The organism is Pseudomonas sp. URIL14HWK12:I5 (genome assembly GCF_900176445.1).
GTDB classification, from domain to species: Bacteria; Pseudomonadota; Gammaproteobacteria; order Pseudomonadales; family Pseudomonadaceae; genus Aquipseudomonas; species Aquipseudomonas monteilii.
In genome coordinates, this window is record NZ_FWXQ01000012.1 from 190,303 (window position 1) to 208,835 (window position 18,533).

Here is an 18,533-nt window from a genome sequence, read left to right on the forward strand (position 1 = left end):
AACAAAGCGTGCGTTGGCGCCCCTGCAAGCGGGTGGCTGGCGTGCGATCTGTTGCCTTGTCTGCGGAGAAGCGGTTTGCACCCATGAACGGACCCATACCCACCCACCAGCCACCCACGGCGGGCAGCGGCAGCTGGCTGAGTGTCATCGCCCTGGCCCTGGCAGCCTTCATCTTCAACACCACCGAGTTCGTGCCGGTGGCGCTGCTGAGTGACATTGGCCGTAGCTTCGACATGAGCACCGCCCAGGTCGGCCTGATGCTGACCATCTATGCCTGGGTGGTGGCATTGGCCTCGCTGCCGATGATGCTGCTGACCCGTAACGTCGAACGGCGGCGCTTGTTGCTGCTCGTGTTCCTGGTGTTCATTGTCAGCCACTTGTTGTCGTGGCTGTCGCAGAGCTTTGCCATGCTGCTGGTCAGCCGTATCGGCATTGCCTTGGCGCATGCGGTGTTCTGGGCCATCACTGCCTCGCTGGCGGTGCGCGTGGCACCACCGGGCCAGCAGGCCAAGGCGCTGGGCCTGCTGGCCACCGGCACCACCCTGGCCATGGTGCTGGGCATTCCGCTGGGCCGCGTAGTGGGTGAGGCGCTGGGCTGGCGCATCACCTTCCTGAGCATTGCCGGGGTGGCGCTGGCCACCATGCTGTGCCTGATGAAATCGCTGCCGCTGCTGCCAAGCCAGAACTCCGGCTCGTTGCGCAGCCTGCCGATCCTGTTCAAGCGCCCGGCGCTGGTCATTACCTATGTGCTGGTGACGCTGGTGATCACGGCGCAGTTCACCGCCTACAGCTACATTGAGCCGTTCGCGCTGCATGTGGCGCAGATTGGCGGTGAGCGCACCACGCTGTTGCTGCTGCTGTTTGGCGGTGCCGGGGTGTTCGGTTCGTTGCTGTTCAGCCGCTACAGCGACCGCTTCCCCCATGGTTTCCTGGTGGGGTCGATCGGCCTGTTGGCAGCGTGCCTGCTGTTGTTGCTGCCGCTGTCGGGCAACTTCTATGCGTTCGCTGCGCTGAGCATGTTCTGGGGCGTGGCGATTCTCAGTTTCAGCTTGTCGCTGCAGTCGAAGACGTTGAAGCTGGCATCCGACGCCACCGATGTGGCCATGGCGTTGTTTTCGGGCATCTACAACATCGGTATTGGTGGTGGTGCGCTGCTGGGCAGTATCGTCAGCAGCCAGATGGACGTGGCGGATATCGGCCTTGTGGGCGGTAGCGTGGCAGTCATCGGGCTGGTGCTGGCGGTTGCCAGCACCCGACGGTTCCGCGAGGCACTGGCGCACTGACCCGCGCCTGGCGCGCACGTGTGCCGCTCAGGGGCGCAAGGTGCGCCCCAGCATTCAAACCGCCAACCGGGACGTCGACCCGATCACATGCTCCAGCACCCGAAAATCAATCCAATCCCGTACATCGAAGCGGCGCGGTATGAACCCCCACCTGAACAGAAACTCGGTAAAGTCCTGTAGCGCCTCGATCGAGCGGCTGTCCAGCGTCGTGCGCAAACGCCGGTGCGCATCGTCACCATAGGCCGCCGCCACCCAGTACTCGCTGGTGTTGAGTTCACGTGCCAGAAAGCGCCGGGTTTCCTCAGGGTTGGCCCAGGCCCACTGCTCGGTGCGCAGCACCGTATCGACCAAGGTACGGCTGGCATCGAAATGGTTTTCCAGCAAGTGCCGGTCCACGGTGAGCGTGCGCGGGGTGCCGTTGTTGCTGCGGATCAGCGGGTCGGGATGGCTGCCGGTGTCGACCACCACGCGCAGGCCGAACTCGTGGGCCAGGTGCACCGCATGGGCGCCCTTGAGGAAGATGGCATCGATATCGCCACGCAGCAGGCCGATCAGCTCGTTGTTGCGGCGGCTGAATCGGCTGGTGTCCAGGCTAACTTCGGCGCCATACAGATGCTGCTTGGCATCGTCGCTGTAGGTGCCGCCGTAGGGGTAGTCGACCAGCTCGACATCGGCCACCGCCAGGCCTTCCAGCTTCAGGGCATTTTCCAGCCCTCGCAGGGCCTGGGCTCGGGTGAAGTCGATCTGCACATTGGCCCATTTGGGCAGGCCGAAGCGGCGGTTCTTCAGGTCGCGAATGCTGCGTACGCCGCTTTCTTCCGTGGTGAGGATCAGCTGCACTTCATCGCTCCACGACAGCCCCAGCACGCGGGTCTCGACGCCGCTGGCATAGGCCCAGATCGCCGGGATGTTGCCGCCATGGCGTACCGAGTTCTGCAGGTGGTGGTCGTAGTGGGCTTCGCGCACTTCGCGTTCGCTGGATTCACGCAACGACTGGATATTGGTGCCGAACGGTGTAAAGGCCTCGGCCAGGCGCCCCGACTGCACGGCAATGCCGAGGCCGGTGGGCACGGGGCTGTGGGTGTACCAGAGGGTTTCCAGGGGCTTGGTCATGGGGTCGCGGGTTTCCTGTCCATGGGAATGGGGGCCAGCAGTTGGTCCAGGGGGTGGCGGGCGATCCAGTCGCGCACCTCGAAGCGGGCAGGGATGAAGCGCCAGCGCCTGAGAAACTCGACGAAGTCTTGCAAGGCGTCGATGGACTGCTCGTCCAGGCGGGTGCTCAGGCGCAGGTGGGCGTCAGCGCCGTAGGCCACTTGCACCCAGTACTCGCTGCTGTTGGTTTCCCGCGCCAGGTAGCGGCGGGTTTCATCCGGGTGCTGGTGGGCCCAATGTTCGGCGCGCAGTACCGAGCCGAGCAGGGTGCGCACCACCTGCGGATGCTGCTCAAGCAGGTGGCTGTCTACCGCCAGCGTGCGCGGCGTGCCATTGTTGCTGCGGATCAGCGGGTCGGGGTGGCTGCCGGTGTCGATCACCGTGCGCAGGGCAAAGGCATGGGCCAGTTGCACGGCACTGGCGCCCTTGAGGAAGATTGCGTCCACCTCGCCGCGCAGCAGGCCGGCCAGTTCCAGGTTGCGGCCTTCGCTTTGGGTGCTGGACACCGGCGTACCGGCTACATTACGCACCGGGCGGTCGCTGAATGTGCCGTCGTAGCGGTAGTTGACCAGCTCCACGTCGCCCACTTGCAGGCCCTCGAGCTTCAGGGCGTTTTCCAGCCCGCGCAGGGCCTGGGCGCGGGTGAAGTCGATCTGTGCCGAGGCCCAGTCAGGCAGGCCAACGCGGCGGCCTTTTAGGTCTTTTACGGTGTGGATGCCGCTGTCTGGTCGCGTCAGGATCAACTGGGCTTCATCGGCCCACGACAGGCCGATCACACGGGTGTCACGCCCTTGGGCGCGGGCCCAGATGGCGGGGATGCTGCCGCCGTGGCGTACCGAATTGAGCAAGCTGTGGTCGAAGTGCGATTCGCGTACGGCCTGCTGGTCGGCTTCGCGCAAGGACTGCACCTGGGTGCCAAGGCTGGCCAGGTCGTCCTGCAGCCAGCCTTGCTGCACGGCGATGCCCAGGCCGGTGGGCACCGGACAGCGCGTGTACCACAGGGTATCGAGGGGTTGGCTCATGGTGTGCTCCGGTCGGTTCAGGCGCTGGCCTGCAAGGGGACTGGGGTGGTTTGTTGCACCAGCGGCAGCACTTCCTGGCCGATGCGCAAGGCTTCTTCCAGATGCGGGTTGGCGGCGAGGATGAAGGTGCTGAAACCGGCGTCGCGGTACTCGGCAAGGCGTTCGGCGATGTGTTGGTGGCTGCCCACCAGGCCTACGGTGGGGCCAGGCTTGGCCTTGGCGAAACCGGCCCACAGGTTGCGTGCCAGGACCAGTTCGTCAAAGCCCTGCAACCCTTGGTGATAGGCTGCCTGGCGTGCACCGCCGACGGAGTCCGAGCCGGTTATGAAGCCTTTGGCCGAGGCGCTGGCCTTGCCTTCCAGGCGCTCGAACTGTTGGCGCAGTTCGCGCCAGGCTTGTTCTTCGGTCTCGCGGGCGAACACGTCGACCCGCAGGCCGAAACGCACGGTGCGGCCCTGCTTGTCGGCCAGCTCGCGCACGCGTTCGATGTGCGGCTTGAGCTTGTCGATCGGCTCGGCCCAGTTCAGGTACACATCGGCATGGCGCGCGGCCACGTCCAACGCAGCATCGGAGAAGCCGGAGAAGTACACGCCCGGTTTGCGTTCGTGTTGCAGGCCCGGCGGCAGGCTGCCGTTTTCCAGACGATAGATATCGCCTTCGTAGGAGAACGTGTCGTTCTGCCACAGGCCCTGGATCACGTCGAGGAATTCGCCGGTGCGCTTGTAACGCAGGTCGTGTTCCAGGAAGTCGCCATTGGCCCGTTGGCTGGCCGGGTTGCCGCCGGTGATGATGTTCCAGTCCAGCCGGCCACCGCTGAGGTTTTGCAGGATCGCTGCCTGCTGCGCGGCATAGGCGGGCAGCGTCCAGGTGGCCTGGAAGGCGATCAGAAAGCGGATGCGGCGGGTTTCGCGGGCCAGCGCTGCGGCTGCGATCCATGGCTCCGGGCCGGTGGGCAGCAGTGCGCCTTCGAAGCCGGCCAGCTCGGCAGCCTTGGCTACCTGGGCGATGTAGTCGATGTAGGTGAAACCGTCGGCCTGGCCACCCGGCAGCCGGCCGGGGGCGATGTTGCCGGGGCGATGCACGGGGTTGCCGCGGTTGTGGCGGTCGGTGGACAGCTGCGGGCCGTCGGTGCCCAGCGGCAGGCGCCAGAAGAATTCGGTGGTCATGGGGGCTCCTGAGGGGGGAGAGTGTGCGAGTGGGGAGGGTGGTGCAATGGCTGTGCCATGGACGACGCAGGGCCGGTGGGGTGGGGGTTGCGGGGGCGGCTGGGTGAGGGATGCTGCTGTGGCAGCAATCGGGCAGCAGTGGATGCTGGGACAGCAGCATGAGGGCCGCTAGGTGTAGGGCTTGGGTGATGTGGTGGCTGGAAGATCGAGCGCCGCCCGCGCGGCGCTCGATCGCCCAAGCGCTGCAGACCTCAAGTCTTACACTTCGGCCACAACCTCCCCGGCACTGCGCAGATACGCGTCGTAAAGCGCCGCATAAGCACCACTTCGCCCGATCAACTCGGCATGCGCTCCCTGCTCCACCACCTTCCCGTGCCGTACCACGGCAATCCGGTCCGCATCGCGAATAGTCGCCAACCGGTGCGCAATGATTATCGCCGTGCGCCCTTGGCATAGCCGGCGCAGCGCACGCTGTATGCGCCGTTCGGTGTGCACGTCCACCGCCGAGGTGGCTTCGTCCAGCACCAGCACCGCCGGGTCGGCGAGGTACGCCCGCACCAGGCACACCAGTTGGCGCTGGCCATGGCTCAGGTGCGCGCCCAGCGGGCCGACTTCGGTGTGGTAGCGCTGGGGCAGCCGTTCCAGTACCTCGTCGGCGCCCAACTCACGGGCTGCAGCTATCAACTGCGCATCGTCGGCAGCCGGTGCCGCCAGGCGCAGGTTGTCGAGGATGCTGCCGCTGAACAGCACATTGTCCTGCAGCACCACACCCACGTTGCGCCGCAAGTCGTGCTGGGCCAGCGCACGCAGGTCGATGCCGTCCAGTTTCACCGCGCCGTGCTGCACTTCGTAGAAGCGTGTCAGCAATTGCACCAGGGTGCTCTTGCCATGCCCCGAGGGGCCGACGATGGCCAGCACTTCACCGGCGCGGATATGCAGGTTCAGCCCGTCGATCACTGGCCGAGGGCTGTTCGGCACATAGGCAAAACCGACCGCGTCAAAGTCCACCTGGCCGCGTGCCCTGGCCAGAGCATGTGGCGCGGGCGGGTCGAGCACCTGTGGCCGGGTGTCGAGCAGCAGGAAGATGCGCTGGGCGGATGCGCTGCCGGTGGCGTAGCGTTCGAACAGGTCCGACAGCTCCTGCAACGGGCCAAGGAACAGGAACACATAGAACAGGCTCTCACCCACCTGGCCGACCGTGACCTTGCCCTCTGCCAGGCCATGGGCACCGACCAGCAACAGCACGGCCATGCCGGTGGTGCTCAGCAACGCAGTGAACGGTGCGAACCAGCCAGCGCGCAGGCTGCCGCGTATCAGTGCCTGGTTGAAGTCTTCCAGCAGGCGGCGATAGCGTGCCTGGTTGGTCTGCTCCTGGCCGCACTGCTGAATCAGCCGCACGCCACTGACACTTTCCACCAGGTGCGCGGTGAAGCGGCTGCGTTGCTCGGCCACCTTGGCCCAGTTGCGCTGCGACACCCGCTTGAAGCGCCAGGTGGCCACGGCCAGCAGGGGTACCGTGGCCGCCAGGCTGTAGAAGAAGCCGGGTTCGATTTGCCATAACATCACCGCCGCCAGGCCACAGCGCAGCAAGGCGCCGAGCAGCTCGGGCGGGCCCTGTACCAGCAAGGGCTCCAGCGCGTCCACGTCACGGTCGGCACGGGCAATGATGCGTCCGGCACGGGTCTGGTCGAAGTAACTCACCGACAGCGCCTGCACATGGGCGAACACGTTAACCCGCAGGTCATTGAGCACGCCGATCGCCGCGCGCCCGGCAATGAACTGCGACACACCCGCCAGCAGAAAACGCCCCAGCCAGCTGGCTGCCAGGCCCAGGCCCAGCCACAGCACCAGGCGTTCGTCGAGCAGCCAATGGTCGGCGCTGGGCACCAGGCCCCTGTCCAGCAGTTCGCGCACGAACCATGGGCGCAGGAAAACCGTGAACACCAGCAGCAGCTCGATGCCGATCACTGCCACGATTTGCCGGCGAATGGGCCGCAGTAGCGGCAACAGGCGGTGGAACATGCCCCGGTCCAGCGCCTGGCGAGCCAGGCGTTGCTCGATGTCGATATCGCTGGCAGGGGCGTGCTGCACATCATTCATGGTCGATCCCCAGCAGGTCGCGGTAATGGGCGTTGTGCGCGCTCAGCTCGGCATGGCTGCCGCTGGCGCTGATGCGGCCGTTTTCCAGCATCAGCACGCGGTCGGCCAACAGCAACGTGGAAAGGCGGCTGGTAATCAGCAGCAAGGTCGGGCCCTGGCTGCCTGTACTGTGCAGGCGGCGGATGTTATGCAGCACCTGGCGCTCGCCCAAGGCATCCAGGGCGCTGGTGGCGTCGTCCAGGCAGAGGATGTCGGGCGCGCCAAGCAGTGCCCGGGCCAGGCACAGGCGCTGGCGCTGGCCGCCAGAAAGAGTCACGCCACGATCACCCAGTGGCGTGTCGAGGCCGTGGGGCAGGCGCTCCAGCACGTCCTCGGCGGCGGCCAGGCGCAACGCTTCTCGTAACTGGGCGTCGCTGGCCTGCGGCGCGGCCAGGCGCAAGTTGCTGGCCAGGCTGTCGGAGAACAGAAAGCTCTCCTGCGGTAGCACCTGCACACGGCGGCGCAGGTCGGCCAGGTCCAGGTCACGTACGTCGTGCCAACCGCCGGCCTCGCTACCGACCTGCACTTGGCCGTGCTGCACATCGGTCAGTCGCGGCAGCAGGCTGGCCAGCAGGCTCTTGCCGGTGCCGGTGGCGCCTACCAGCGCCACCACTTCACCGGGCCTCAGGGTGAGTGAGCAGCCTTGCAGAACAGGCCGGCCAGCTTCAATGGCACCCACCTGCACCTGGTTCAGCTTCAACCCCAGCGGCCCGACAGGCAGGGTGGCGTGGCCGCCCACGATGGCCGGGCGTTCGTCCAGCAGTTGCCAGATGCGTTCGGCACTGGCCCGGGCATCGGCGAAGGTCTGCATCACCCGGCCAATGCCCTCGATGCGAAACACCAGTGTGGTCGCCACCAGCAGCGAGGTCACCAGCTCGCCGATGCCCAGCGCGCCGGCTGCCACACGGTGGGCGCCGTACACCAGGATCCACACATGCCCCAGCGCCACTACGGCCTGTGGCAGCGGGATACGCGAACTGGCGTAGGCGAGGGCGGCGCGGGCGTGGCTGCTAAAGACGTCGACCTGGCTGGCGAAACGGGCGATGCGTTGTTGTTCCAGGCCAAACGCCTTGATCACCCGCACCCCGCCGATGCCTTCGGCCAGGTCCTGGCTGACCTGGTCGTAGGCGGCGCCCACGGCGCGGTCAAGCGTGACCAGGCGGTCGGTCTGCACCACGAACAGCCACAACCCGGCACCGGTCAGCAGCAAGGGCACCAGGCCCAGCAGCGGGTCGTACCAGCCAAGCAGGCCCACGGCGGCAATCACCACCAGCGGGGTATCGATGATCTGCCGCCAGAAGGTGATCAGCGCGTCGCGCACCTTGTCGGCATCGCGGGTGGTGCGGGTAACCAGTTCGCCCATGCCGTGTTGCCAGTGATACCCCAGGTGCAGGCGCTGCACCTGGCAGAGGATGCGTTCACGCAGGCGCGTGAGCAGGGCCTGGCTGAGTACCAGCGACAGCACGGCGGCGGCATATTGCAGCAGGCCACGGCCCAGGGCGATGGCCAGCAGCGACCAAAGCCAGTGCCAGCCCACGCTGGCGTCCAGACTGCCGTCGGCCAGGCGCTGCACGGCGCGGCCGGTGCTGACATCATCGACCGCATGGCCGATCAGCCACTGCTGCCAGGCCAGGCCGAGGTTGCCGGCGATGTACAAGGCCGTGACCAGCGCGAAACGCCAAGGCATTTCCCGGTAGATGGCCAATGCCCGAAGAAGCGGGTGGTTCATGTAAGTGCTCGATCAGAATGCGACACCGCCCCTTGTAGGAGCGGCCTTGTGCCGCGAAAGGGGCGCAACGCGCCCCCGGCCCTCAAACGATTTCAACGGCGAGTAGCGCCTTGGGTTTCCTTGGCATTGAGCACTGCTGTGTACTCACCCGGGTCGACCCCGTTCAGGTAGTAGTTGCCCACGTTGTGCAGCCGCCAGCGGATCGGGTCGTGGGTGGTGTGTACCCGGGCATTGCGCCAGAAACGGTCGAGGTTCCATTTGCTCAGCGAAGCGCTGGCCCCCAGCAGCGAGAACAGGTCACTGGAAATTTTTAGCGATGCGGCATCGGAATGCGCCCGGGCAGTTGCTACCGACAAGATCAGCTCATCCTGCAGCGCCTTGTTCTCGGGGTCGCGCTCGTGTTCGTCGAACACGAGCGCGGCCTCGCGCAACACCGACTCGGCGCCGCGTAGCGCCACGGCATACTCGCCAATCTGGCGAATCACATGCGGCTCGTCACTGGCGCGTTCGACGCCGCTCTCTACCCAGGCCCGGGCATGCTCGCGCAGGTACTCGACAGCCGCCTGCAAGGCGCCCGCAGCGATGCCGGTGTCGATGGCGGCGTGGAGGATTTGCGGGAAGGTCAGGCCGGTGCGTTTCATCGGCCCGCTGCGGCGGGTGAGGTAGCGCTCGTCGAGCACGATGTCGTCGAAGTTCACTGTGCCGCTCACCGAGTTCTGCTGGCCGAAGGCCTGCCAGTCATCGACCAGGGTCAGCCCCGGGGTGTCGCGGTGCAACAGCACGCCCACGCCACCGTCTTCGCTGGCGGCGGTCAGCGAGATCCATTCGGCCAGGTAGGAACCGGTGGAGTAGAACTTGCTGCCGTTGAGCAGCCACTGGCCATCGGCGCGGCGCTCGACGCGGGTTTTGAGGGCGAACTTGTTCTTGCCACCGACTTCGGCCAAGGCGTTGCCGAAGCGCTTGCCGGCCAGCACATCGGCAATCAGCCGGTCGCGCACGTCATCCGGGTAGCCGGTAAAGATACCGCGCAGCATCACGTTGTGGATCTGCAGCAGCTGGCCGACGCCGCCGTCGGCGGTGGAGACCAGGCGTACGGTTTCGACCACAGTCTGTACCGAAGCACCCAGGCCGCCGAACTGAGCGGGTACGGCGATGGCGGTCAGGCCGCTGCTGGACAACAGCTCGGCCTGACGGCGGGGGAGCTGGCCGTTGTTGCGCGGGTCGGCGGCCAGTTCGGCGATTTGCGCGGCGACCTGGCGGGCTACTTCGATGGCCTCGGTCTCGCTGGTCAGGCGGCGGGCGGGGGAGGGTTCTATGGCGCTCATTGAGGGGTCTCGGGTTTGTCTGAGGGGGCCAGTGCGCCTCCTTCGCGGGCTTGCCCGCTTCCACAGGACCTGCACTGCCCTTGAGGGTTGTGCTGGCCCTTGTGGGAGCGGGCATGCCCGCGAATGGCCACACCGCGGTCCCAACCCCTTGAGCAATATCTTTGCCAGCCCTCCGCAGGCCCCATCCTGCAAGGCTTCCACTACTTTTTGCTGCTCCAGCAACACCTCCCTTGCTGATCTGGCAGCACCCCGCCCGCAATCCTGCTCCCAGCCCAGCAAACAGCGCCCGCAACCAAAGGCAAACCCCGCGTAAATCAAGGCCTCCAGCGGTTGGCACGCACACTGCAATGCTGCCTTCACGACGCCCAAGGAGCCACCCCATGACCCTCGCAACCCCCATCGCAAAACGCCTGGCAGACGACCCGTCCGCCCTGGAGCGTATCTGGTTCACCCGCTGCCCCGTGCCCACTGCCTCAGGCATCGCCTACAAGCTCGGCTGGCTGGAGCAGGAGTTTGCTGCCGACGGCCTGCCAGTCTCGACCCTGCAGGAGGCCCGCCAGCTTGGCCACCACCATTACGATCATCAGCTGCCCGGGCTGTTTCGTGAAGGCGGCAACGTGCCGGCGTTGGCTGCCCGTGCGGCCGGCTCGCCCAGCCGGTTGATCGGCCTGACCTGGATCGAGGAATGGCAGACCATTCTGGTCCGCCCGGATTCCGGCATTCGCAGCGCCGCCGACCTGCGTGGCAAGCGCCTGGCGCTGCCGGCCTGGGCCGATACCCGGCCTGGCAGTATTGCCCGGGCCATGAGCCTGCATGGCTACAAAGGCGCCCTGGCTTCGGCAGGCTTGCACCTGGATGACGTGCAACTGGTAGAGGTAGCGCTGCTCGACCAGGCCGGTGCTGCCACCCCGCAACTGGGCCTGCAACGGCTGTGGTCGGGGCTTGAATACCTGGCGCGCGGTGAAGTCGATGCGGTGTACGTGAAGGGCGCGGCCGCTGCCGATGCTGCGCGCCGGCTGGGGCTGGTGGTCGGCGTCGACCTCGATCTGCTGCCCGACCCGCGCCACCGCATCAACAACGGCACGCCGCGGCCAATCACCGTGCACCAGCGCCTGCTCGACAATCATTTCGACCTGGTGGTGCGTTTCCTTGCACAAACGCTGCGTGCCGCCGAGTGGGCAGCCGGCAACCGCGCCGCGCTCAACAGCATCCTCGAAGAAGAAACCCGCGCCGGCAGCCAGGGCGTAGCCGAGGCCTATCGCGGCGACTTCCACACCACCCTGGCCCCGGACCTGTCCGCGCAACGCCTGGCCTTCCTCGCCACACAAAAAGATTTTCTGTACCTGCACGGCTTCCTCGAAGCCGATTTCGACATCGCCGACTGGGTCGACCCGCGGCCTCTGCAAGCTGCCCATGAACTGCGGGCCCAGCGCCGCGCCTGACCTGACTGGAGATTGAACATGACCGTACTGATCAACGAACGCCCCGTCACTGCCGAACTGCAAACCTTCATCGACGAGGTGGTGGCCGAAGCCGAAGCGGCCTTCAGCGTATTTCGCGAAACCAACACCATCACCGCCAATGGCACCGTCGGCTTCATCGAGCGCGTGCCTGGTGAAGAGCTGCTGGTATCGGTGAACTACGGCGGGCCATGGAACCACCGCAAGCCGTTGCAGGCCACCGTCACTGATTTTTCCGGCAACGTCATCGTCGGCAAGGGCAAAGGCGGCCTGGGCCGCTACACCAAGCTGTTCCAGACCCATGCCGATGTCACCACCGTGTCACACGTGCACAGCCCGTACCTGGGTGCCTGGGCACAAACCCATCGCACCTTGCCGTTCCACTACGTGCCGGTGCAGCGCTACCAGCTGGCCCGCGAGCTGCCGGTGTACATCGACCGGCGTCAGGCCGAGGTGGATTTCATCCTCGACAAAATTGCCGAGAACCCATTCAACCTGGCGATCCTGGAAGCTAACGGCGGCTCCACGGTGTGGGGCAAGCAGGGGTTGCGCGCCACGGCGGAGTTCATCCTGTTGCTGGAGGAGGGGGCGCAGATTCAATTGCTGGCTGATGCCCTGGGTGGGTCGCGCCCTTACGGGCCGGGAGTGCTGACCCAGCAATGGAAGATGAGCGGGTTGTATGAGCGCGCTACTGAGTTGGGCCTGGTGCCAGGCATCGACCGACGCGGCTGATCTTTGGGGCGCTGTGCGCCCCTGAACGCCACCCAAAGACAAGGACCCCACCCCATGGCAGTAAAAATCCTCTGGTACCTCACCACCCCCGACGGCCCCTATCCCTGGGAACCCGAAGGCCGCTGGCACACCGATTTCGAACACCTCAAGCAACTGGCCGTCGCCGCCGACCGCCTGGGCTTCTACGGCTCGCTGCTCGGCTCCAGCCCTAACGAAAGCCTGGCCGTGTCGGCAGCGTTGATCGACGCCACCAAGCGCCTGCGCTTCCTGGTCGCCCAGCACCCCGGCGAGCTGTCGCCGGCAGTGCTGGCCAAGTGGGCGCTCACCTTCGACCAGTTCTCCAACGGCCGCCTGCTGTTCAACGTGGTCAACGGCAACGACGCAGGGTTAGCCATCCTGGGCGTGCATTACCCGCACGATGAACGCTACGACTTCAGCCTGGAGTACTGGCGCGCTTTCCAAAGCTTCTACGCAGGCGAAACTGCCGGCTACGATGGCCGCTACGTCAAGCTTTCACCCCGTTCGCCAGCGGCTGCCCATCACCCGCTGGGCGGTTGGCACCCACCGAAGCAAAAGCCCGGCGTACCGTTGTGGGGCGCAGGCACCTCGGCACCGGGCGTAGCCCATTCGGTGCAGTTGCTGGATGTGTACCTGAGCTTCGCCGACACCCCGCAAAAGCTGGGCGACAAGTTCCGCCGGGTAGGCGCCGAGGCGGCGAAGATCGGCCGCGAGCTGACCTACGGCACCCGCCTGCAGGTGATCGTGCGTGAGACCGAGGAGGAAGCCTGGGCCCACGCCGAGCGCCTGTTGCAGCGCACCTCGCTGGCCACCGCGCGCGCGGCCATCGAACGCCAGTTGCCTCCCGGTCAGACCTTCGACAGCTATGTCAGCGACGACCCGCGCATTCAGCGCAACCTCGACAGCATCCGCGCCGGGCGTCTGCCCACGGCCCGCGAGCTGGAGATCTACCCCAACGTCTGGCTGGGCCCCAGCCTGTTCGGCTTCAACATTCTCGGCCCGGCTGCCGGCACTTACCTGGTCGGCAGCGCCGAGCAGGTGGCCGAGCGTATTCGTGAATACGAAGCCCAGGGCACCTCGGCGTTCATCCTGTCGGGCTTCCCGCTGATCGACGAGGCGCACAGGGTGGCCGACCTACTGTTCCCGTTGCTGGACCTGGACCACGGCTTCGACGTACCGCGCCTGGGTGCGGCGAGCAAACCGGCTGCCGTGCAGCCGGCATAAGGAGAAGGTAATGAGCGAGCTGTTTTCGCGCCGGGTGTTTCTCGGCAATAGCCTGGCTGTCGGTGGCGGCCTGCTGCTCGGCGGCGGGCTGCTCAGCGGCTGTGACAATGGCACACCGGCAGTGGCCAGTGCGGCGCTGCCAGGTACGCCAGTGCGCGGTGGGCGCTTGCGGGTGGGCATTATCGACGGCGACCAGGCCGGCAACCTCGATGCGCACAAGCCGGTAGGCGGCGGCATCATTCGCGGTTGGGCACTTTACGCCAAGTTCTGGGAGTGGAATGCCGATGTCAGCACGCGCCTGGCACTGGCCGAGTTTGCCGAGCCGAATGCCGATGCCAGCGCCTGGACCATCCGCCTCAAGCCGGGGCTGGAGTTCCATCACGGCAAAAGCATCACCGCCGACGACATGCTGTTCTCGATCCTGCGGCTGACTGACCCGCAACTGGCTTCGCCATTCGCAGGGCTGGTCGGCGCTATCGATCGCCAGGCGCTGCGCAAGCTGGATGAGCGCACCGTGGAGATCCGCTTCAAGCAGGGCCAAAGCTTCTACCCACTCGATGAAACGCTGATCAGCTTCGGCGGCATCGTGCCCACCGACTACCACCCGGTGACCAACCCGGTGGGGGCGGGGCCGTATCGGCTGAAAAGTTTCATCCCCGGCCAGCGCTCGCTCTACACCCGTTTTGAGCATTACTACAAGCCCAACCGCCCCTATGCGGACGAGCTGGAAATCATCGAATTCAAGGACCAGGTATCGCGGGCCGCCGCCCTGCGCGCCGGGCAGATCGACGTGGCCAGTGGCGTGCAGGCCGAGCACAGCGCGTTGCTCAAGGCCGACCCGCGGCTGCGCTTGTATGCCTCGCCGACCACCTCGTTCACCGGCTTCAACCTGAACCTGGCCAAGGCACCGTTCCAGGATGTGCGTGTGCGCCAGGCGTTCCGCCTGCTGGCCGACCGCCAGGAACTGGTGGCGCGTGGGCTCAATGGCTTTGGCCGGGTGGCCAACGACCTGTATTCGCCCCACGACCCCACTTACAACCACGCCATTGCCCAGCGTCCGTACGACCTGGAGCAGGCCCGTTCGCTGCTGCGTCAGGCGGGGCAGGACGACTTACGCGTCGAGCTGACCACCACGCCTGGGGCCAGCGTCAACGCCGCGCTGGTGTTTGCCCAGCAGGCGCTGAAGGCCGGGGTGCAAGTGAAGGTCAATCAGGTGGACGGGTCCGTCTTCAATGGCCCGCAACGTGAGCAATGGCAACTGTCACCGGGCTCGACCCCAGCGCGCGGCTTTCTCGCCTCGGCACTGCACAACGATGCGCCGCAGGCCATCTACAACCGCAGCAACTTCCACGATCCGCGCTTCACCGAACTGTACCAGCAGGCGCTGGCCCAGCCCGACCTGGCGCAGCGCAAGGCCCTGGTGCATGAGGCCCAGGCCATCCAGCACGAACGTGGCGGGCTGCTGATCTGGGGTTTCTCCGACGTGCTCGACGCCGCGTCGGCCAAGGTTGGCGGACTTACGCCGGAACAGACCACTTTCGCCTCCTGGCGCTTCGACGAACTTTGGTTGAACCCCAATGCCTGATACCCGACACACGCCCCGCACGCCGGCCTGGCTGGCCTGGTTCATCGGCCGCCTCGGTTACGGGCTGCTGACCGCCTGGGTGATCAGCCTGGTGGTGTTCATCGCCACCCAGGCGCTGCCCTCGGACCCTGCACGGGTGATTCTTGGCCCTGATGCGCCGCTGGAAAGCATCCTCACCCTGCAACGGCAACTGGGCCTCGACCAGCCGATACTGGTGCAGTACCTACGCTGGCTGGGCGCTGCGCTACGCGGGGACCTGGGGATATCGCTGGATTCCCAGGTCCCGGTGGCGCAGCTGTTGTTCGGCCGCCTGGGCCACACCCTGGCCTTGCTGGCCGGGGTGCTCGCCCTGGTGGTGCCGTTGGCCCTGTTGCTGGGCGTGAGCCTGGCCCTGCGCCGCGACAGCCGGCTGGACCGCTGGAGCCTGTCGGCGTTGATCCTGCTCAAGGCCACACCGGGCTTTCTGTTGGCCATCGGCCTGGTGCTGCTGTTCTCCATGCCCGGCATGGGCTGGTTGCCGGCGGTATCGATCCTCGACCCGCAGCTGCCGCTGTGGCGGCAGTGGCCGTCGCTGGTGCTGCCGGTGCTGGCCCTGAGCCTGACGGCACTGCCGTACCTCACGCGCATGGTGCGCGCCTCGATGATCGAGGCGCTGGAGTCCGAATATGTGATTGCCGCGCGCCTGCGCGGTATCGCCGAGCGGCGCATCGTCTGGCGGCATACCTTACCCAATGCCCTGACCCCGGCCATTCAAGGGGTGGCGCTGACCCTGCGCACGCTGGTCGGTGGTGCGCTGCTGGCCGAGGTCATTTTCAGTTTCCCGGGTATTGGCACCGCGCTGAACGCGGCGATCCAGATGCGCGACCTGCCGATGATCCAGGGCGTGGTGCTGGTCATCACCCTGGCGGTGGTGCTGATCAACCTGCTGGCCGACCTGCTGACGGTATTGCTTACCCCCAAGCTGCGCACTGCACGCCGGGTGCGGATGATCCGCCGTGTTCGGCGTGGTATCCGCCCGTGGTGGCGCCGCGCGCGCAGCACCCCTGCCCAGGAGGCGATCCATGATTGAATCGCGTTGGCTGGCCGACCCGCAGGTACGGCGCGGCGCAGTGATCACGTTGCTGGTAGCCCTGCTGGCAGCACTCGGCCCTTGGCTGGCGCCGCATGCGCCCACGGCAATGGTTGGGCCGGTGTATGGCCCGCCAGCTGCCGGGGCACCGCTGGGGCATGATTTTCTGGGCCATGACCTGTTGTCGAGGTTGCTCACTGGCGGCCTGTCGGTGTTGTGGATGTCGGTGGCGGCGGCCACCCTCGCGTTACTGGTCGGCGGTAGCCTGGGCCTGTTGGCCGGGTTCTCGCGCAGGCGCCTGGACCAGGCCATCAGCTGGGCGGCCGACGTGTCGCTGGCGTTCCCGGACCTGATCCTGGTGCTGCTGATCGTGTCCATGCTCGGCCGGGCGCCGTGGCTGATCGTGCTGACGGTGGCCATCGCCTTCACGCCAGGCGTCATCCGCCTGGCCCGTGGCAGCGCGGTGGCGGTGGCAGGGCAGGAGTTCGTCGAGGCAGCGCAGATGATGGGTTATCCGCGTTGGCGCATCCTCTTTCAGGAAATCCTGCCAAACATCCTCACGCCGCTGTTGGTGCACTTCGGCAACATGCTCACCTGGGCGGTGGGCATGCTGTCGGGCCTGAGTTTCCTGGGCTACGGGGTGGCACCGCCCGCGGCGGACTGGGGCCTGATGATCAACGAAAACCAGGCAGGCCTGCTGGTACAGCCTTGGGCGGTACTGGCACCTGCCTTGCTCATCGGGGTGTTTGCCTACGGCACCAACATCCTGGCCGAAGGCATTGGACGGGCCAGTGCACGGATAGGAGAGAAGCAGCCATGAACGCGCCGTTGAATGTTGCGAGTGAAGTGTTGCGGGTCAGTGACCTGCGGGTAGAACTGGCCGGGCAGGTCGATGTGCTGGCCAAGGTTTCTTTCAGCCTGGCGGCTGGGGAGATCGTTGGCCTGGTGGGCGAGTCCGGTTCGGGCAAGACCACGTTGGCCACGGCCTTGCTGCGCCATGCCCGGCAGGGCGCACGCATTGTGGCTGGGCAAGTGCAGGTGGCCGGGCAGTCGCTGCTCGAACTGGAAGGCGAGGCGTTGCGCCTGGCCCGTGGCGGGCTGGTCGGTTACGTGGCCCAGGACCCGGCCACGGCGCTTAACCCCGCGCTGCGCATCGGTGCCTTGCTGGGTGAAACCCTGCTGGCGCATCAGCCTGCACTGTCGCGTGATGCCGTGCGCTTGCGTGTCGGCGAAACGTTGCGGGATGTGGGTTTGCCCGATGAGGACGCCTTCCTGCGGCGTTTTCCGCATCAACTGTCCGGCGGGCAGCAACAGCGGGTCATGCTGGCCCTCGCGTTCGTCTTGAAACCGAAGCTGATCGTGCTTGATGAACCCACCACCGCGCTGGACGTGACCACCCAGGCCCATGTGCTGCAAACCCTCAAGCGTCTGTGCCGTGGCCAGGGCGTGGCGGCGCTGTACGTGACCCATGACCTGGCCGTGGTGCGTGACCTGGTCGACCGGGTGATGGTGATGTACGCCGGGCGGCTGGTGGAAGTGGCCGGGCGCGAGGTGCTGTTCCGCATGCCTGCGCACCCCTATACCCGCGCCTTGCTCGCAGCCATTCCCGACATAGCCCGGCGCCAGCCGTTGCAGGCGATCGCCGGGCATGCACCGGCACCAGGGCAGCGCCCGGATGGTTGTGCATTCGCGCCGCGCTGCGGCCGGCGCCGTGCGGAGTGTTCAGTGATCGCGCCGTCGCTACTGGCGCATGCAGACAGCCATCAGGTGGCGTGCCTGGTGCCAGAGCACGAACATGCGGCCTTGGGTGAGGTGCGGGTCGAAGCGCTGGCCGCACCCGGCGAAGTGCTGCTGGAGGTGCAGGGCCTGGATGTCGCCTATGACCGCCAGGTGCTGTTCGATGTGTCGCTGCAGGTGCGCCAGGGCGAATGCCTGGCATTGGTCGGTGAGTCCGGCTCGGGCAAGACCAGCCTGGCCCGGGCCATAGCCGGGCTGGGCGAGAACGTGCAGGGGCAAATGCGCTATGCCGGGCAACCCTTGGCTTTTGCTGCCCGGCAGCGTGATGCACGGTTGCGGCACCAGGTTCAGTATGTGTTCCAGAACCCATACCGGGCACTGAACCCACGGCAAACGGTGGGGCAAACCTTGAGTGCGCCCTTGGCGCACTTTTTTGGCGTGCGCGGTGCCGAGGCCCGGCAGCGGGTCGAGGCGGTGTTGGCGCGGGTGTCATTGCCGGCAAGGGTAGCCGACCTTTACCCGCAGGGGCTTTCCGGCGGCGAGCGTCAGCGCGTGGCGATTGCCCGGGCGTTGATCTGTGAACCGCAGTTGCTGGTGTGTGACGAGATCACCTCGGCGCTGGATGTGTCGGTGCAGGCCTCGATCCTGGCCCTGTTGCGGCATTTGCAGGGCGAAGGGTTGACGTTGCTGTTCGTGACCCACGACCTGGGCGTGGTGCGGGCGATTGCCGACCGCGTGCTGGTGTTGCGCCAGGGGCGGGTGGTGGAGCAGGGCAGTGCCGGGCAGGTGCTGGAGCGGCCGGCGGACGCCTATACCCGCAACCTGGTGGCGCACTCGCCGAGCCTTGCCCGGTTTTGATGTTGGTTTGTCTGAAGAAGTTTGGCGCCTGGGA

Annotated in this window: 14 protein-coding genes; 8 read left to right on the top strand and 6 right to left on the bottom strand. The window is 66.3% G+C overall.

What is annotated here, in order from left to right:
- Positions 1 to 83: 83 nt before the first annotated feature.
- The gene (locus B9A31_RS24720) at positions 84 to 1,283 is read left to right on the top strand and encodes a sugar transporter (RefSeq protein ID WP_019098440.1); all 1,200 of its coding nucleotides are present in this window, start codon (positions 84 to 86) and stop codon (positions 1,281 to 1,283) included.
- Between the two features lie 54 nt (positions 1,284 to 1,337).
- On the opposite strand, the gene B9A31_RS24725 is transcribed toward B9A31_RS24720, so the two are convergent.
- From B9A31_RS24725 to B9A31_RS24750, 6 genes are all read right to left on the bottom strand, one after another.
- On the bottom strand, positions 1,338 to 2,396 hold the full coding sequence (locus B9A31_RS24725; RefSeq protein ID WP_019098441.1) for an ABC transporter substrate-binding protein: 1,059 nt from the start codon (positions 2,394 to 2,396) through the stop codon (positions 1,338 to 1,340).
- Positions 2,393 to 3,457, bottom strand: coding sequence for an ABC transporter substrate-binding protein (locus B9A31_RS24730; RefSeq protein ID WP_019098442.1), 1,065 nt, complete (start codon positions 3,455 to 3,457; stop codon positions 2,393 to 2,395). The genes B9A31_RS24725 and B9A31_RS24730 overlap by 4 nt, the downstream gene beginning before the upstream one ends.
- Positions 3,458 to 3,474: 17 nt before the next feature.
- Entirely contained in the window at positions 3,475 to 4,623 is a 1,149-nt protein-coding gene (locus tag B9A31_RS24735) for an LLM class flavin-dependent oxidoreductase (protein WP_025754359.1), read from the bottom strand.
- 258 nt (positions 4,624 to 4,881) lie between these two features.
- A complete protein-coding gene (locus B9A31_RS24740; RefSeq protein ID WP_019097614.1) occupies positions 4,882 to 6,723 on the bottom strand; it encodes an ABC transporter ATP-binding protein in 1,842 nt (613 codons plus the stop codon).
- Entirely contained in the window at positions 6,716 to 8,491 is a 1,776-nt protein-coding gene (locus B9A31_RS24745; protein ID WP_019097615.1) for an ABC transporter ATP-binding protein, read from the bottom strand. The genes B9A31_RS24740 and B9A31_RS24745 overlap by 8 nt, the downstream gene beginning before the upstream one ends.
- A 92-nt stretch (positions 8,492 to 8,583) precedes the next feature.
- Positions 8,584 to 9,816 carry an acyl-CoA dehydrogenase family protein gene (locus tag B9A31_RS24750; RefSeq protein ID WP_025754358.1) on the bottom strand — a complete coding sequence of 411 codons (1,233 nt, stop codon included), beginning with the start codon at positions 9,814 to 9,816 and terminating at the stop codon, positions 8,584 to 8,586.
- A 380-nt stretch (positions 9,817 to 10,196) separates the two neighbouring features.
- Here B9A31_RS24750 and B9A31_RS24755 point away from each other — a divergent pair, with 380 nt between their 5' ends.
- From B9A31_RS24755 to B9A31_RS24785, 7 genes are read left to right on the top strand one after another with little or no spacing between them, the layout of a single operon-like run.
- Positions 10,197 to 11,258 (top strand): ABC transporter substrate-binding protein, encoded by a 1,062-nt coding sequence (locus B9A31_RS24755; protein ID WP_019097617.1) that lies wholly within the window; start codon positions 10,197 to 10,199, stop codon positions 11,256 to 11,258.
- An 18-nt stretch (positions 11,259 to 11,276) separates the two neighbouring features.
- A complete protein-coding gene (locus tag B9A31_RS24760; RefSeq protein ID WP_019097618.1) occupies positions 11,277 to 12,008 on the top strand; it encodes a class II aldolase/adducin family protein in 732 nt (243 codons plus the stop codon).
- 54 nt (positions 12,009 to 12,062) lie between these two features.
- Entirely contained in the window at positions 12,063 to 13,250 is a 1,188-nt protein-coding gene (locus B9A31_RS24765; RefSeq protein ID WP_025754357.1) for an LLM class flavin-dependent oxidoreductase, read from the top strand.
- A 10-nt stretch (positions 13,251 to 13,260) separates the two neighbouring features.
- Positions 13,261 to 14,835, top strand: coding sequence for an ABC transporter substrate-binding protein (locus tag B9A31_RS24770; RefSeq protein ID WP_025754356.1), 1,575 nt, complete (start codon positions 13,261 to 13,263; stop codon positions 14,833 to 14,835).
- The gene (locus B9A31_RS24775; RefSeq protein ID WP_025754355.1) at positions 14,828 to 15,904 is read left to right on the top strand and encodes an ABC transporter permease; all 1,077 of its coding nucleotides are present in this window, start codon (positions 14,828 to 14,830) and stop codon (positions 15,902 to 15,904) included. The genes B9A31_RS24770 and B9A31_RS24775 overlap by 8 nt, the downstream gene beginning before the upstream one ends.
- Entirely contained in the window at positions 15,897 to 16,724 is an 828-nt protein-coding gene (locus tag B9A31_RS24780) for an ABC transporter permease (RefSeq protein ID WP_025754354.1), read from the top strand. Before B9A31_RS24775 ends, B9A31_RS24780 begins: the two co-directional genes overlap by 8 nt.
- On the top strand, positions 16,721 to 18,499 hold the full coding sequence (locus B9A31_RS24785) for a dipeptide ABC transporter ATP-binding protein (protein WP_025754353.1): 1,779 nt from the start codon (positions 16,721 to 16,723) through the stop codon (positions 18,497 to 18,499). Before B9A31_RS24780 ends, B9A31_RS24785 begins: the two co-directional genes overlap by 4 nt.
- The last annotated feature ends 34 nt before the right edge of the window (positions 18,500 to 18,533 follow it).

Bases quoted from the DNA above. Each gene is read 5' to 3' on its own strand.
- B9A31_RS24755 (WP_019097617.1), top strand. From the start codon at position 10,197: ATGACCCTCGCAACCCCCATCGCAAAACGCCTGGCAGACGACCCGTCC.
- B9A31_RS24765 (WP_025754357.1), top strand. From the start codon at position 12,063: ATGGCAGTAAAAATCCTCTGGTACCTCACCACCCCCGACGGCCCCTAT.
- B9A31_RS24735 (WP_025754359.1), bottom strand. From the start codon at position 4,623: ATGACCACCGAATTCTTCTGGCGCCTGCCGCTGGGCACCGACGGCCCG.
- B9A31_RS24740 (WP_019097614.1), bottom strand. From the start codon at position 6,723: ATGAATGATGTGCAGCACGCCCCTGCCAGCGATATCGACATCGAGCAA.
- B9A31_RS24725 (WP_019098441.1), bottom strand. From the start codon at position 2,396: ATGACCAAGCCCCTGGAAACCCTCTGGTACACCCACAGCCCCGTGCCC.
- B9A31_RS24750 (WP_025754358.1), bottom strand. From the start codon at position 9,816: ATGAGCGCCATAGAACCCTCCCCCGCCCGCCGCCTGACCAGCGAGACC.
- B9A31_RS24775 (WP_025754355.1), top strand. From the start codon at position 14,828: ATGCCTGATACCCGACACACGCCCCGCACGCCGGCCTGGCTGGCCTGG.
- B9A31_RS24785 (WP_025754353.1), top strand. From the start codon at position 16,721: ATGAACGCGCCGTTGAATGTTGCGAGTGAAGTGTTGCGGGTCAGTGAC.
- B9A31_RS24720 (WP_019098440.1), top strand. From the start codon at position 84: ATGAACGGACCCATACCCACCCACCAGCCACCCACGGCGGGCAGCGGC.
- B9A31_RS24730 (WP_019098442.1), bottom strand. From the start codon at position 3,457: ATGAGCCAACCCCTCGATACCCTGTGGTACACGCGCTGTCCGGTGCCC.
- B9A31_RS24770 (WP_025754356.1), top strand. From the start codon at position 13,261: ATGAGCGAGCTGTTTTCGCGCCGGGTGTTTCTCGGCAATAGCCTGGCT.
- B9A31_RS24780 (WP_025754354.1), top strand. From the start codon at position 15,897: ATGATTGAATCGCGTTGGCTGGCCGACCCGCAGGTACGGCGCGGCGCA.
- B9A31_RS24745 (WP_019097615.1), bottom strand. From the start codon at position 8,491: ATGAACCACCCGCTTCTTCGGGCATTGGCCATCTACCGGGAAATGCCT.
- B9A31_RS24760 (WP_019097618.1), top strand. From the start codon at position 11,277: ATGACCGTACTGATCAACGAACGCCCCGTCACTGCCGAACTGCAAACC.